Source organism: Anaerorhabdus sp., assembly GCF_036657415.1.
In the GTDB taxonomy this organism is placed as follows: domain Bacteria; phylum Bacillota_I; class Bacilli_A; order Erysipelotrichales; family Erysipelotrichaceae; genus Anaerorhabdus.
In genome coordinates this window covers 12537-27615 of record NZ_JAVXGL010000026.1, presented here as the reverse complement: position 1 = coordinate 27615, position 15079 = coordinate 12537, and the positions used below count along the sequence as shown (strand labels likewise).

General features: G+C 31.7%; 15 protein-coding genes. 7 read left to right on the top strand and 8 right to left on the bottom strand.

The features are described 5' to 3' along the window. The 7 genes from RSB60_RS05470 to RSB60_RS05440 form a co-directional block, all read left to right on the top strand. On the top strand, positions 1-770 hold a 770-nt coding region (locus RSB60_RS05470), incomplete at its 5' end, for a zonular occludens toxin domain-containing protein (RefSeq protein ID WP_332615024.1). A gap of 214 nt (positions 771-984) precedes the next feature. Next, entirely contained in the window at positions 985-1332 is a 348-nt protein-coding gene (locus RSB60_RS05465) for a hypothetical protein (RefSeq protein ID WP_332615022.1), read from the top strand. Continuing rightward, positions 1307-2998, top strand: a complete 1692-nt coding sequence (locus RSB60_RS05460) for a hypothetical protein (RefSeq protein WP_332615020.1) — start codon at positions 1307-1309, stop codon at positions 2996-2998. Before RSB60_RS05465 ends, RSB60_RS05460 begins: the two co-directional genes overlap by 26 nt. A 1-nt stretch (position 2999) precedes the next feature. Beyond that, positions 3000-3257 carry a hypothetical protein gene (locus RSB60_RS05455; protein ID WP_332615018.1) on the top strand — a complete coding sequence of 86 codons (258 nt, stop codon included), beginning with the start codon at positions 3000-3002 and terminating at the stop codon, positions 3255-3257. Continuing rightward, positions 3238-4434: a replication initiation factor domain-containing protein gene (locus RSB60_RS05450; RefSeq protein ID WP_332615016.1), complete on the top strand. Its 1197-nt coding sequence runs from the start codon at positions 3238-3240 to the stop codon at positions 4432-4434. The genes RSB60_RS05455 and RSB60_RS05450 overlap by 20 nt, the downstream gene beginning before the upstream one ends. Positions 4435-4492: 58 nt before the next feature. Next, positions 4493-4690 (top strand): hypothetical protein, encoded by a 198-nt coding sequence (locus RSB60_RS05445; RefSeq protein WP_332615014.1) that lies wholly within the window; start codon positions 4493-4495, stop codon positions 4688-4690. Between the two features lie 431 nt (positions 4691-5121). Then, positions 5122-5877 (top strand): DUF2087 domain-containing protein, encoded by a 756-nt coding sequence (locus RSB60_RS05440; RefSeq protein WP_323381524.1) that lies wholly within the window; start codon positions 5122-5124, stop codon positions 5875-5877. 55 nt (positions 5878-5932) lie between these two features. Here the strand turns inward: RSB60_RS05440 and deoB are convergent, their stop codons facing one another. The 8 genes from deoB to xseA are packed head-to-tail and all read right to left on the bottom strand — an operon-like array spanning position 5933 to position 15073. Beyond that, a complete protein-coding gene (deoB, locus tag RSB60_RS05435) occupies positions 5933-7117 on the bottom strand; it encodes a phosphopentomutase (protein ID WP_332490695.1) in 1185 nt (394 codons plus the stop codon). Next, on the bottom strand, positions 7104-8012 hold the full coding sequence (locus RSB60_RS05430; RefSeq protein WP_323381522.1) for a tyrosine-type recombinase/integrase: 909 nt from the start codon (positions 8010-8012) through the stop codon (positions 7104-7106). The genes deoB and RSB60_RS05430 overlap by 14 nt, the downstream gene beginning before the upstream one ends. Positions 8013-8015: 3 nt before the next feature. Then, positions 8016-9185: a DNA polymerase IV gene (dinB, locus tag RSB60_RS05425; RefSeq protein ID WP_323381521.1), complete on the bottom strand. Its 1170-nt coding sequence runs from the start codon at positions 9183-9185 to the stop codon at positions 8016-8018. 2 nt (positions 9186-9187) lie between these two features. Further along, the gene (gene recN / locus RSB60_RS05420; protein ID WP_332615011.1) at positions 9188-10834 is read right to left on the bottom strand and encodes a DNA repair protein RecN; all 1647 of its coding nucleotides are present in this window, start codon (positions 10832-10834) and stop codon (positions 9188-9190) included. A gap of 14 nt (positions 10835-10848) precedes the next feature. Further along, entirely contained in the window at positions 10849-12708 is a 1860-nt protein-coding gene (gene dxs / locus RSB60_RS05415) for a 1-deoxy-D-xylulose-5-phosphate synthase (protein ID WP_332516143.1), read from the bottom strand. 17 nt (positions 12709-12725) lie between these two features. Continuing rightward, positions 12726-13562, bottom strand: a complete 837-nt coding sequence (locus RSB60_RS05410) for a polyprenyl synthetase family protein (protein ID WP_332615009.1) — start codon at positions 13560-13562, stop codon at positions 12726-12728. After that, positions 13562-13762, bottom strand: a complete 201-nt coding sequence (gene xseB / locus RSB60_RS05405; RefSeq protein ID WP_323381517.1) for an exodeoxyribonuclease VII small subunit — start codon at positions 13760-13762, stop codon at positions 13562-13564. Before xseB ends, RSB60_RS05410 begins: the two co-directional genes overlap by 1 nt. Positions 13763-13765: 3 nt before the next feature. Further along, positions 13766-15073, bottom strand: a complete 1308-nt coding sequence (xseA, locus tag RSB60_RS05400) for an exodeoxyribonuclease VII large subunit (RefSeq protein WP_332615006.1) — start codon at positions 15071-15073, stop codon at positions 13766-13768. Between the last annotated feature and the right edge of the window lie 6 nt (positions 15074-15079).

Genomic DNA, 15079 nt, shown 5'->3' with positions numbered 1-15079 from the left:
GAAAATACTTTAAAACTAAAATAGATAATGCTAAAAAAAATCCTCATTACTTTGAACCGGATGGACTCACAATTTTTGTTGGACCTCAAGGTAGTGGTAAGACATTAAGTGCAGTTCAGTATGTAAAAAAAGTTTTAAAAGATTATCCTAAAGCAAAGTTAGTTACTAATATTTCCATCAAAGATTATTTAATCATAACGTATGAAGAATTTTTATTTAATAATGTACTCGAAGATAATGAAATATCTCATACTAGATATTTTAATGAGAATAGAGTATTTCCATTTAACAATGCTGATGATTTAGAAATTTATGATAATGGAGAATTAGGAGTAATTTATTTTATTGATGAAATTCATTTATACTTCAACTCGTTAGAAAGTAAGAATATCAACATGGATACGATGACTGTTTTTGCACAACAAAGAAAATGTAGAAAGCATATAGTAGCTACTTCACAAGTTTTTGGTCGAATGGCTAAACCACTTCGAGAACAATTTTCTAACGTTATTAAGTGTCAATGTTATTTAGGTTTTTTACAAATTAATAAGTTTATTGATAGAGATAGCATTTTAGAAAATACAGATGATTCACATCTTGAAGGTAAAGTAAGACGTCGTTATTTTTGGTTTCATAGTTATAAATATTATAACGATTATGACACTTACTACTTAATTTCAAGAAACAAATTTATAGCAAACGAATTAAAGAAAGGGGATATTTATGATTACACTACCCAATTACCAATTGATAGTAGACTTACTAGCTAGTTTCTTAGGTATATCATTTCCAATTGCTTTATTATTTGCGTTAAGTAGTAAAGCAGTAAGTATCTTTACGAGAACAATGAAAGGTAAGGAACGGATAATATGAATTTTATAATTATATTAGTTTTAACAATTGTATATTTTATCATTACATTTAAATTGATTAAGCCTTTAATTGATATAACTAGTTATGTTCATAGATGTCATAAGGTTAACAATGATGAATGATTTTATATCAAGAGAGGAAAATAGTGATGATGTATCAATTAATGGAGATGGACAAAATGAAACACCTATTGCTACCGAAGATAGCTTTAATGATAGTAATAGTGATACTGATTTACCTAGTAGTGAAATACAACAAGAAGAACCCGTGGGAGTAGTTACAACTGAAACAATAGACTATACAGAGCAAATACAATTGGTATTAGATAATCAAACAAAGTCATTAGAATTAAATACGACATTAGTAAATAATTCTATGGATCTAATTGTATTGATGAGTGTGTTGATTTGTTTAACATGCGTGAAGGTGATATATGAATGGCTTAAACGTTTTATTTAAAAAAAGTTTAATAATTGCTTGTTGTATTTGTTTAAGTTTTGGTTGTGTTATTCGTCAAAATAAAATTGAAGTTCAAGCTGCACCAGTAATGACAAAATGTCAAACTGACCCATTAAGTCGTGCTTGTTTAGCTGAAGTAATTACAACAATAGTTACAGTATCATCAATTCAATTTTATAAAGTTAGTGGTGATATATATACAAATGCATTAGACCTAATAGATGATGTAGGTTATAAAATTTATGATTATGCAATTAGTAAATTAGGTTCTGATTTTTGGACGTTTGCACAAATGACAATTAATACTGGTGGACAAGCATTAGATATGACATACGATACTTTTATGCAGATATTCAATGTAGCTGGTGATTATTTTCAGTCATTACAAATGGATATGATACCACAAGTTGATGAAGATGGTATCGAGTTCTATGAATGGGAAATGGGTACTGATGGTAATCTTTATTATGATAAAGATGGTTTACGGTTAACTCGTATTTCATCTACTTGTGCTTCTGAAGGTAATTTAGCATGTTCAACAAGTGGAATATTCAAAATTGAAATGTTACCTTCATTTGGAAATATGTATGGTGGTACGGTAACAGTTCCTGCAGTAACTCCGGCACCTTCTTATTACAATAATACTTGGGTTAATTTTGATGATGGTGCACGTTATCTTTTTAGAGGAATGAATAATAAGTTGCCATATGATACAACAGTTACATATAGTGTTCAAATAGCAACGGATAGTGCAATTGGTATGAGAAGTTTGCAAGGTGTTAAAGTTACATCAGATACTTTAATATTAGTACCCCATTTTAGTGGCACTAATGTGCATGAATATGGTTTAGGAAGTTCTACTACTTTATTAAAACTATCTAATAATAATTTTGTTAAATATAGTGCAACGAGTGACCAAATTGTTACTTATGATGATTACAAACGTTATTCGCCAATGAAAGAAATAGACTATAAAGGAAATATGAAAGATTGGGACGTCATTGATGCGGAATTTACTACACGCTATCCACCAACAGATGATGGCAACTTTACAATACCTTTAGCTTTTATGGCAATGCTTTATGAAATGTATGACCAAATGAAAAATAATGAAGGTATGATGTGGGACGCTAACTACGGACAGCCTACACCAACTCCTACAGTATCACCTACAATAAAACCAACTATAGACCCAACAACACCACCGCAACCTACAGTAACTCCAGGTGACGTTACAAATGAGTCTTTGGGTGATATGATTGGAAACCTAACGGATAGTATAGGTAACTTTTTTGAGGATATTAAAGACTTCTTTAGTGATTTATTCATACCAAAAATTGATGATATATCAAATACGTTTGAAGATTTGAAAAACACTGTAGATAATAAGTTTCCATTTATGAATGATATATCAAATATTTTTACTGGTATTTTTAATCAATTTATTAATTTCAGTTGCACGGACGCATGTATAGTGATCACTGAAATTAGTATAAAAGGTGAGCCATTAATTCCAAGAATTGAATACAATCTAAATGAGTTCAAAACTACATTTAAAAGTTTGTTTGATGTCTACTATATTATCATGAGTTTTGTATTAGCATTAGGTACATTTATGGTAATACGAAATAGATTTATGCACATGTTAGAGAAAGGTTGGAAGTAATATGATATTTCAAGTTTTAATTGATTTATTAGTTGGAGTAATAAAATTTATAATAAATTTATTACCTACTATCAATCTATCATTAGATAGTGTTTCTAATTGGATTTTAAATGGTTTCAATACATTAATGACAGGAAAGGGTATTGTTTGTTTATTTCTACCAATGGATACTGTACGTGTCTTATTAGGTATTGTATTGACATGGTCGATATTTGAAGTTGGTTATTGGGGTGTTCTCTATGTCCGTAAATTGTTCTAGCGCCAAGTGTTCACCAGTGGTGAGCACGGCGCAGAAAAGTGCTAAAAAAAGCAAAAGAACCCCCCATAGTAATACGGGGGTTCCAACGTCAAGAAAAACACAGGTAAAAACGTTCGTAGAGCCAGTACTGGACTGGGTTTGCGTGAGTTTGAAAAAACACACTATTTTAGATATAAAAAAGTACTTTGGAAATGACTTTGTAAAAGTAGATTATGCACCCATGTTTTATGACTACATGTTGGTCTATCATGAGAAAATTAAGATACTTGTATCAAGCAGAAAAGATATGAACCTTTGTATCTTATTAAGTGGTCGTGCATGTCGTGAATTAGAAAATTATTACAGTTGGGATACGTTCTTTAGATTTATAAAGTTATATAGCCATCACAGTAAAACAGGGGAGTATATTCCAAATTTTAATTTTACCAGGATAGATTATTCATACGATTTTTATAACTGGAATGTAGATATCCTGGATAAAGTCAAAAGTCATTTTGATAAAGGTAATTACACTTCATTATTTCGTAGAATTACATCAATGTACGCTAAAGATGGTAAAGGATATATCATTGGTCGTTCATTTCGATTTGGAAAGCGGGATAGTGATTTATCAGTGATAATATATGACAAATTACTTGAGAGAAATGCCAATGATCATATCATTGATAATAGTATAAAATCATGGACACGAATTGAATGTAATTTTATGGGTACAAATGCAATGTTATTATTCGATATGATTGATAAACAACAAATGAATGTATCAAAAGAAGTTATGCAGATACTATACAGGTATATTGATTTTAAACATGGTGGAACTTATGAAGATAAAAAGCATAATAATATGTGTAGACGTAAAACTGCTAAATGGTGGCGTGATACATTGAATGTTACTGAAAAACTTTCCTTCAGTAAAAAAGCATATCAAAGTACAATTGATAAAAAGATAAACGTTGTAGAACATAAATATATGAAGTCATTATCCATGGCAGTAGTTTCGGTTCAGCTGACCAGGAGCAAAAGAAAAAAAGTTCCATTACTAAATGAACTTATAACGAAGTCAGTTAAAAAACTGAATGATTATGATTTACAAGTAGTAAATGAACATTTGCTGAAGAACGGGTTAAAACCAATCACAATGGCTAAGTTAGAACAATTGATTAAAAATCTAATATAATTTATGTACTTGTATAAAAATACGTATATGTTATGATTTGCTTAGGAGGTTTCATATAATGAGTGTATCGAATATTAAAGAGTCTTACCGCTCTGAAATCGAACGCTTAAGTCACTTCGTAAAGATATCAGTAGTTTGTAAAGAAGTTGGTATATCTCAATCAGCTATGTCATACTTTCTAAAGCAACGTCGTTATGAGCTGTTATCAGTAAATAAACTACAATCATTTATGAATTATGTACAATCAAATACTTAAGCATACGACAAAAATATCGTATAGCATATAAATATGTGGAACTTAGTTATACTTCGCATAATGTATGTTATACGATATTTATTTATAGAATTATCTTTGTTTGTATCAACCTTTTTGTGCTAACTAACATTACTACTATTCTAATCAATATGCATGTTAAAAACAAGTTGATATAAATAAAGTGATTCATTGGATAATTAAGTCTTGTCTAGAATGAATCGATGGATGATTACCTATAGAATATATTTCTCGATTCATTCTAGAGGGCTATTTATCCCCCACTTTCGTTAAGAAACAGTATTTTTCTATTCAAAGGTTGAATTTCCATAATTAAAAGTTTATTATATAATAAACAAATTGATAATAAGTTTATTTAAAAATAAACAATATATTATAATGTTTGTTAAATAAAGGAAAGAAGGTTGCTAATAATGCGAATATCTGATGCTAAAATTGAAGAAATTAAAAAAGGTTTTATTTTAGAGAACGAATGTTACAAATGTTTATTTTGTGATCAAATATATGAGATTGGTTCTATTTATGAAATCAAAGGCAGGTTATATGATGCATATGGAGCAATCAAGAAGCATATTGAGAATGATCATATTTCACCTATTGATTACTTGTTTACACAACATACAGCTCTTTTAGGTGTCTCTGAGAGCCAACGAGATGTACTCAAAGGAATGTGGGAGAGCAAAAGTGATAAAGAAATTGCGAATACTTGCAATATCTCACCATCAACTGTACGTAACTATAAATTCAAATTTAGAGAAAAACAACGGCAAGCTAAAGCATACTTAGCATTACTTGAAGAAATACAAAGAAAATTAGATTGTGAATCAATTCTTGAAGACAATTGTGTAGAAGTACATGACTCTGCGAAAATGGTAGATGAACGTTTTTCGATAACAAAGGAAGAATATGCAGCGGTAGTAAGCAGTTATATTAAAGATGGTAAAGTTTCTATAATTCCAACTAAGCAAAAGAAGAAAATTGTTATTTTAAGAGAGATATTAAAGAAATTTGAATTGAATAGAGAATATTCTGAAAAGGAAGTAAATGAAATTATTAAAACTTTTAATGATGATTACTCTACCCTACGTCGTGATTTAATTAATTATGGATTTTTGCAACGCTCTACGGATGGATTGATTTATGTAGTCAATAAAAAGAAAATAATCTAAATAAAAAAAGAGTATTCTAACTTTTATAGTAACAGTTAGTTTACTCTTTTTATTTTTAATTTAATGAGTCTAAGAAAGAATCGCCATTTTCAGGTAACTCAACGTTGAAGTTATCTGCAATTGTTGCCCCAATATCTGCGAAAGAAGATCCTTGACGTATTAGACCTGCACCTTTAAATGATTTTGAGTAAGCAACCATAGGAATCATTTCACGTGTGTGATCTGTGCCTGGGTGAGTAGGATCATTACCATGGTCCGCAGTTAGAATTACTAGATCATCTTCATTCAATTTGTTAATTAATTGTCCTAACAAAACATCGAAATCATCTAATTCTTTAGCATATCCTTGAGGATTGCGGCGATGTCCCCATTTTGCATCAAAATCTACTAAATTAACAAAACATAAACCTTTAAAATCCTTGTCAGCTAATTCAATTGTTTGTTCCATTCCGTGAATGCTGCTTAATGATTTATGTGAGTCAGTAATACCTTCTCCTACAAAAATATCATTAATTTTACCAACACTTATGACATCATAGCCAGCATCTTTAAGTGAATTCAATGTAGTTTTTCCATAAGGTTTTAGTGCTAAATCATGACGATTAGGTGTTCTTGAGAAGTTACCTGCTTTATCACCTAGAAATGGTCGAGCGATTACACGGCCAACTTTCCATTCTGGTTTCATTGTAATTTCACGTGCTATTTCACAACAACGATATAATTCATCAAGACCAAAAGTTTCTTCATGCGCAGCAATCTGTAAAACTGAATCTGCTGAAGTATAAACAATCATCTCTCCGGTTTGCATATGTCTTTCACCCAATTCATCCAAAATTTCAGTTCCACTAGCTGATTTGTTTCCAATGACTTTGTGTCCTGTTTTTTCCTCTAGTTCTTTAATAAGTTCATCAGGAAATCCAGTTTCAGTAAATGTTTGGAATGGTGAATCAATGTAAAGTCCCATCATTTCCCAATGTCCTGTCATTGTGTCTTTACCAACACTCTTTTCTAACAATTTTGTGTAATATCCTGTTGGTGTTTGAACAGGATCAACACCTTTAATTTTATGTAAATTACCTAAACCCATCGCTTGCATGACAGGCATTTTTAAACCACCTACAGCTTCTGCAGTGTGCCCGATAGTATCTGCACCTTCATCACCATATTTTGCAGCATCAGGCATAGCCCCTGCTCCTACTGAGTCCATTACTATTGTAAAAATACGATTATATTTCATCATCATCTTCTCCTTCTAAATTACCTGGATGAAACTTTGCATAACTTTCTAAAAGCCGTGCATCTTGTATGTGGGTATAAATTTCAGTTGTACTTATATCACTATGCCCTAATAATTCTTGAATAGAACGCAAATCCGCATTACCTTGAAGTAAATGCGTTGCATAACTATGCCGTAGTTTATGCGGGGTAATGTGCTTTTTAATACCCACTTTGTTACATGTATATTTTAACATATTTTCAATATATTCCGTTGTAACATGCTTTCCTAATCGGTTAATAAAGAATAAATTTGATTTCTTACTATTCCAAACAGGTCTTAATGTATCGAAATACTTTATGAGGATAGCTTGAGACTTATCAGGAATCGGTACAATTCGTTCTTTTTCTCCTTTTCCTAAGACTCTCACTATTTTAGTTTGTAAATCTACCTGGCTAACTTTAAGCTCAGTACACTCACTCACTCGTAATCCACAGGAGTATATAAATTCAAGTAAGGCGTGATTAAATAAATCTTTAGGGCGTTCATCATCAAAATAAGACATAATTAAATCAATTTCTTCTATGGTACAATAAATCGGCAAAACATTTCTCTGTCTTCTAACCTCTAGATTAACAGCGGGATTGGAATACTCATACTTAAATGTTAAGAACTGATGAAAACTGCGAATAGCACAGCTTTTACGAGCAATTGTATTCCTTGAATATTTATTCAATGAGATTAAATATGCTTCAATTTCATGATAATTGATATCTTCAACATCATTTATCCCCTTTTCCTTCATCGCTTGAAGATAAGAAGTAACATCAATTAGATAGTTCTTTACTGTACGATCTGATTTAGGCATTCTTAACATAATCTCATTACGATATTCTAATAATGCTTTCTCAAATTTCATAGTTTACCCCTTTTTCTTGATAATTGAAGATGCAGTCTTAAATGAAGGCGTACTACAGGAACGATTTAATTCCTTAATTAGTTGTTCAGTTTTAGACAACTCTTGTGGTTGTTCAAATATATTTATTTGTACTTGAACCTCATTAGTTTGTTTAAGATTGCTTATTCCAACACCAATTAAACGAATTGGAATGTCCTCAACATTTTCATCGAATAAATCAAGTGCATTTTGAAAAATATCTTCACTACTATGAATATATTCAGTAAGCTTCTTGGACCGATTGTTTGAAGTGAAATCAAAGTATTTGATTGTAATGGACACAAGATTTCCTGTTTTACCATCATAATCCAGTCTCCTACTTAATTTTTGAGAAAGTTCTAAGAATACGGACTTGATTTCATCATAATCAGTAAGATCATTTGAAAATGTTGTCGATTGAGACATTGTTTTGACATCCCACTCACAAATAATTTCACTATCATCAAAGCCATTTGCTCTCTGTAATACTGTATCCGTGTTTTTTCCAAAAATCATTCTCAGTTTTTCTATCTCTTTGAAATTCGCTAAATCACCGATGGTATGAATTCCCATTTCATGAAGGTGCGGTGCTGTTTTCTTTCCAACTCCTCGCATTTCATCAATTGCAAGTGGCCATAATTTTATTGGAACTTCTTGAATACGCAAGACTGTAATTCCCATTGGTTTTTTCATTTCACTTGCCATTTTAGCCAAAAATTTATTTGGAGCTACCCCAATTGAACATTTTAAGCCGAAATCATTCAGCAATTCTGTTTGTATTTGCCATGCTAAATCCATTGGTTTTTTGAATTGTTTGACAGCTTCTGTCATATCAGCATAACATTCATCAATGCTTGCTTGTTCAACAAGAGTTGAATATTTTTTAATTGTGTTTATGAATTTTTGTGATAATTCTTCATAATATGAATGATGACCGTTAACTAAAATTAAATCTGGACATAGTTTTAAAGCCATTGCTGTTGGCATTGCAGAGTTAACCCCATATTGTCTAGCTTCATAGGATGCTGTTGAAATTACACCCCTACGACTGTGCCCTGCCACTGCAATAGGTTTACCTTGTAATGAAGGATTCAAAAGTATTTCTGCAGACGCAAAAAACGAATTTAAATCAATGTGATAAATAACTTTACCCATAATTAATATTCGCGACTCTTATGATAGAGTTCCTTTGCAGCTTCGATTGCGGTTGCTGTATTACTTCCTGATGAAATAATAGCTAATTGTTCAATGCGCTTGTCTTCATCTAATTTTAATATAACTGTTTCAGTTGAAGAAGCTGTTTGATTTTTTTGTACGTGGTAATGATGATCTGCGCATGCAGCTACAGGAGCTAAATGTGTCACTGAAAAGACTTGAGAAGTTTTTGATAGTTCTCTCATCTTTAAACCAATAGATGTCGCAACAGGTCCACTAACACCACTGTCTATTTCATCAAAAATAACTGTTTGAATTCCTTGTAGGGATGTGAAAATAGTTTTTAACCCCAACATTAATCTACTCAATTCACCACCGGAAGCTACTTTAGCGAGTGGCTTACATTCTTCTCCTGGATTCATTGAAATTAAAAATTCAACACTATCGATACCATTACTATTTGCATTAGACTCTTTAATTGACGTTATGAATTTCGCATGCGGTAACATTAAATCTTTTAAGTTTTTCATAATAGATTCATCTAATTTCTTTGAATACTCATGTCGTTTCTTGGAAACTTCCTTCGCAACTTTTTCAAATTCAATATAGGCATCATTAACGCTATTTTTCATCTTTTCTAAAACTTCTTGGCGATGATTAATACGATTTACTTTTTCTTCTAACTCTATTTGTTTATCCAAAATAGCTTCAATTGATGAACCATATTTATGTTTTAACTTTTGTATCACAAATAATCTTTCTTGAACACTATTTATATCAATATCATTTTCTTCTAGAGAACTGAAGTATGTTTTGAAATTATCAAAAGAGTCTGTAAGTTCATAATAACTATTATTCACTTTATCTAATAATTCTATAACTTTATCATTACCATCAAGAGATTCTAGGATACGTTTAATTTCATATAAATTCGATTGTAGTCCATCATCAAAAAGTTCAATCATAGATTTATATTTTTCGAGATTTTTCGAGATAGATTGATATGATTTATCAATTTGAAGAAGTTCTTCATCTTCACCTATTTTTAAATCAGCTTTTTGTATTTCTTCAATTTGAAAATTAAAATATTCCAAATCATTTTCGTTGTAGTCTTCTTCCATTGCTCGATGATATTCATCATTCAATGTAGTATAAGCTTCATAGAGTTTTTTTAATTTAATGATTGTTGTTTTATCATTAATGAAATTATCAAGTAATTCAATATGATAACTTTTATTTAATAAATATTGATTGTCATGTTGACTATGAATGTCAATTTCGGACTCTATACATGCTTTTAGAAGGTTCAATGTTACAACACGATAGTTTATTTTAGCTGTACTTTTACCATCACTTTTTAATTCGCGAGAAATTACAACATCTTGGTCAACATCAAAACCTTCACTTAATAAAATTTCTTTTGCGTGTTCATTTTTAGACAAATCAAAAATACCTTCAATTAAAGCACTTTCTTTTCCGTGTTTTATCATAGAAGAACTAGCGCGTTGGGCCATGAGCAAACTAATTGCATCGATTAGAATTGATTTACCTGCACCTGTTTCACCAGTAAACGCACTAAAACCAGATTCAAAGTCAAGTTGAATCTGATCAAATAAAATGAAGTCCTTAATATAAAGATGTTTAATCATAGATCCCCCACGAATTAAATTAATTCATTTATTTTATTGAATAATGTTTCTATATCAATTCCAGCTTCTTTTCTAATTTGATTCATTGCTCCATGTGTTATGTATTTGTCTTGGATACCAATTCGGTGTACTTTCAACATGATTTGATGATCGCATAACCATTCAATAATACTAGTTCCTAATCCACCTTCTAGCATATCCGTTTCATAAATAATACATGGTTTATTTTCTAAAGAGAGCTGTTGAAGCATTTTTGAGTCAATTGGTTTAAAGAAACGACAATTTACAACTTGGACAGGTAGATTGTTGGATAAAACTTTCGAAAGCACCTTATCTACTTCAGGTCCATAAGTTAACACAGTACATTTTGCAGTAGCTGATTGATTATAAATCGTCCAGGTTCCTATTTCTATAGGGTTTACAGCAGTAATTGCTGAATATACTTCATTTCCACGAGGGTAGCGAATTGCGAATGGATGTTTTTGCATAAATGCAGTCGCTAATAAATTTTGTGCTTCTTCACCATCTTTTGGTTGGCAAAGAATAATATTTGGCAACCCTTTTAAAATGGAAATATCAAAAACTCCATGATGTGTTGCACCATCTTCTCCTACCAGTCCTGCACGGTCAATACCAATTACAACAGGTAAATCCATACGACAAATATCATGATTGATTTGATCATATGCACGTTGAAGGAATGACGAGTAAATACACAAAAATGGACGTTTTCCGGATAGCGCTAATCCTGCAGCTAATGTAGCTGCGTGTTCTTCTGCAATGCCACAATCGAAACTACGTGTTGGATATGCTGCGAAGAATTTTTCTAACTTGCTTCCACAAATCATTGCCGGAGTTATAGCTACAACATCTTCATTTGTTTTTGCAATACGACATACCGTTTCAGATACGATTTCAGACCATGATAATTTTCCTTGAGGAACACTTGAAAGTGATTTTCCTGTTTGTGGATCAAAAGGACCTACACCATGCCAACTACCAGAACTGTCATTTTCACAAGGGAAGTACCCCTTTCCTTTTCTAGTCAAAACATGCACTACAACAGGACCATCGTGATCCTTTGCGGCTGTTAGAATATGAACTAAGTCTTTAATATTATGCCCGTCAACTGGTCCTAAGTATTCAAGTCCAAATTCACCAAATAAACCACTATCCACAACGGATTCTTTAAATTTTTCTTTAACTGCAGACATACCTGCTAAAACCGATTTACCAATATCATTTTTATTCAAGATATTCTTCATATCAGATTTTAAACTATTGTAAGGTTTTGATGTTCTCAAACGAGAGAATCCTTGTGTTAGCGCTCCTACGTTTTGAGAAATAGACATATTATTGTCGTTAAAGATAATAATTAAATTCTTCTTCTCAGAGCCAATTTGATTTAATGCTTCTAAAGACATACCAGAAGCGATACTACCATCACCAACAACTGGAATCACATGATAATTTTCATGATTTAAGTCGCGTGCAATAGCCATACCCAAAGCTGCTGAAAGTGCTGTCGAACTATGACCAGCTTCCCAACAATCATACTCGCTCTCTTCTAACTTTTGAAAGCCGCTAATTCCTTTGTATTGCCGAAGTGTTGCGAAATCTTTGGCTCTCCCTGTTAATATTTTATGTACATAACTTTGATGTCCTACATCAAATAAAATTTTATCATTAGGACTATCAAAAACTTTATGTAATGCTATTGTTAATTCTACCACCCCTAGATTACTTGAAAGATGTCCACCAGTTTTTGAAATCGAGTCTACTAAAAAGCCACGTATATCTTGTGCAAGTTGTGCACATTCTTTACTCGACATATTTTTTAAAAATGATGGATCTTTAATTTCTTTAACATCCATTAGGGTACCTCCACACTTTACATTTCTCTAATTTGTATTGATTCTATTAATTTTATTAATTCAGTTGAATCTATTTGTAGAGAATTTATCATTTTTTTTGTTTCCATAAATAAATTTTCACAACGTTTCTTTGCTTCTTCGATTCCAAGCAAAGTAACGCTTGTTGATTTATGATTTTCTACATCGCTATTGCTCTTTCCTAATTCAAGGGATGACTTTGTTACATCCAATATATCATCTTGAATTTGGAAAGCTAATCCAAGTTTTTCTCCAATAATTTTCCATGTGTCTAAATGTTCTTTATCATTGGATAGAACAGCAGCCATCATTAAAGGTGCTGCGAATAGCTTGCCTGTTTTGTTTGCGTGCAAGAGTTCTAACTCATCCCACGTAATCGTTTTTGTTTCAGCAGCCATATCTAAACATTGACCATAAATCATTCCATTTACACCTGCGCAAAACGCTAAAACCTTGGTACATTCAACGACTTGATTAGCAGGTGCTTCAGCATTCGCAACAACATCAAATGCGGCCGTTAATAGACCATCACCTGCAAGAATTGCAGTTGCCTCATCAAATTCTATATGACAAGTTTTTCTACCGCGTCTTAATACATCATTATCCATTGCTGGTAAATCATCATGAATGAGTGAGTAAGTATGAACCATTTCAAGTGCACATGCAAAAGGATAACCAATTGTCTCATCTTTACCATAAGCAGATAAACATGCTAACAATAACTTAGGTCGTAATCGTTTACCACCTGCAAGTAAAGAATATATCATTGCATCTTTAATTCTTGAAGGAATATACTGTTCAATATAATTATTACAAATTATTTCAAAATTCCTCATTATTCTTCAACCTTCTTTTTCGCAAGTTCTTCAATTTTATTTTCAAAAGTTTTTAGTTGTTTATCACATTCATTAACTAATAATAATCCTTCTTCAAATAATTTGATTGTCTCATCAAGTGGTTGTTCATTTTTTTCAAGTAATTCAACAATGTCATTAAGACGATCCATTGATTGCTCAAAAGTCTTTTTAGTTGCCATAGATTACTCCTTTTCTAGTACAACAGCTCTTAATTTTCCATCATAGAGTTGTAGTTGTAATTCATCATTTACTTCGATATTCTTTATTGATGTACATACCCCTTGTTCTGTTTTAACAATGGAATAACCACGTTTCAGTATATTAAGGGGTGAATATGCATCTAATAATTGAATTTGTTTTGCAATATTTTCTTTCTTACTTTCAAGAGAATGCTGGACACTCTTTTTTAAGTTATTTTCCATAGTAGTATTTTGATATTTTAATTGCATTACTAATTGACTCATTGCATTATGGAAATTTTGCGTTGTCTTATCAAATTGCATACGTTTTGATTGTACACTATACTTTGATCCAATCAATCGATTTGCCAAATAATCCAAATGCAAACTCTTTTGTTCATAAAGTATACTTGGAGTTTTAAAAACAGGTGAATTTTGTAAATTAAGTAATGAATTTCTACTGAATTCAACATCATTTTGACATTTACGAACTAAATTTTGGCGAAGTAAACTTAAGGTTTGTCTTACTTCTTTAATATCTGGTGTTGCTATTTCACATGCAGCAGTTGGTGTTGGAGCACGTTTGTCAGAGACATAATCGACAATTGTGGTATCAATTTCATGTCCAACGCCAGTGATGATAGGTGTTTGAAGTTGGTAAATACACTTTGCGAGATTTTCATCATTAAACGCCCACAAATCTTCAATAGATCCACCTCCTCGAACAAGCAAGATTACATCTAAATCCAATTTATCCATTTTCTTGAGTGCATCAATAATTTGAGTTGATGCCCCTTCTCCCTGAACTAATGTATTTATCTCCGTTAATTCTGCCACTGGCCAACGACGACTTAGTGTTGTTAAAACATCTTCTCTTGCTGCTGTATTTTTACCTGTGATAAGTCCTAATTTCATGGGATATAAAGGTAATGATTTTTTGTGACTTTCATCAAAATAGCCTTCTTCATAAAGCTTCTTCTTTAAAAGTTCAAATTGAACATGTAAATCTCCGATTCCATCTAGTCGAATTCCAGTACAATACAATTGAAGTTGTCCACTTGCTTCAAAAATTGAAGTATTAGCTTGGACAAGAACTTTGTCACCATCTTTCGGTATAAACTTGCTGCGTGATGCACTTGATGCAAACATAACACAACTCAACCTAGAACTTTCATCTTTAATTGTAAAATACCAATGACCACTACGATGATTTACGAAATTACTAATTTCACCAGAAACAATCACCCGTTGAAGGTATCCATCATTATCTAGTTTTGATTTCAGATAGCGAACGAGTACGCTAACCTTCATCACATC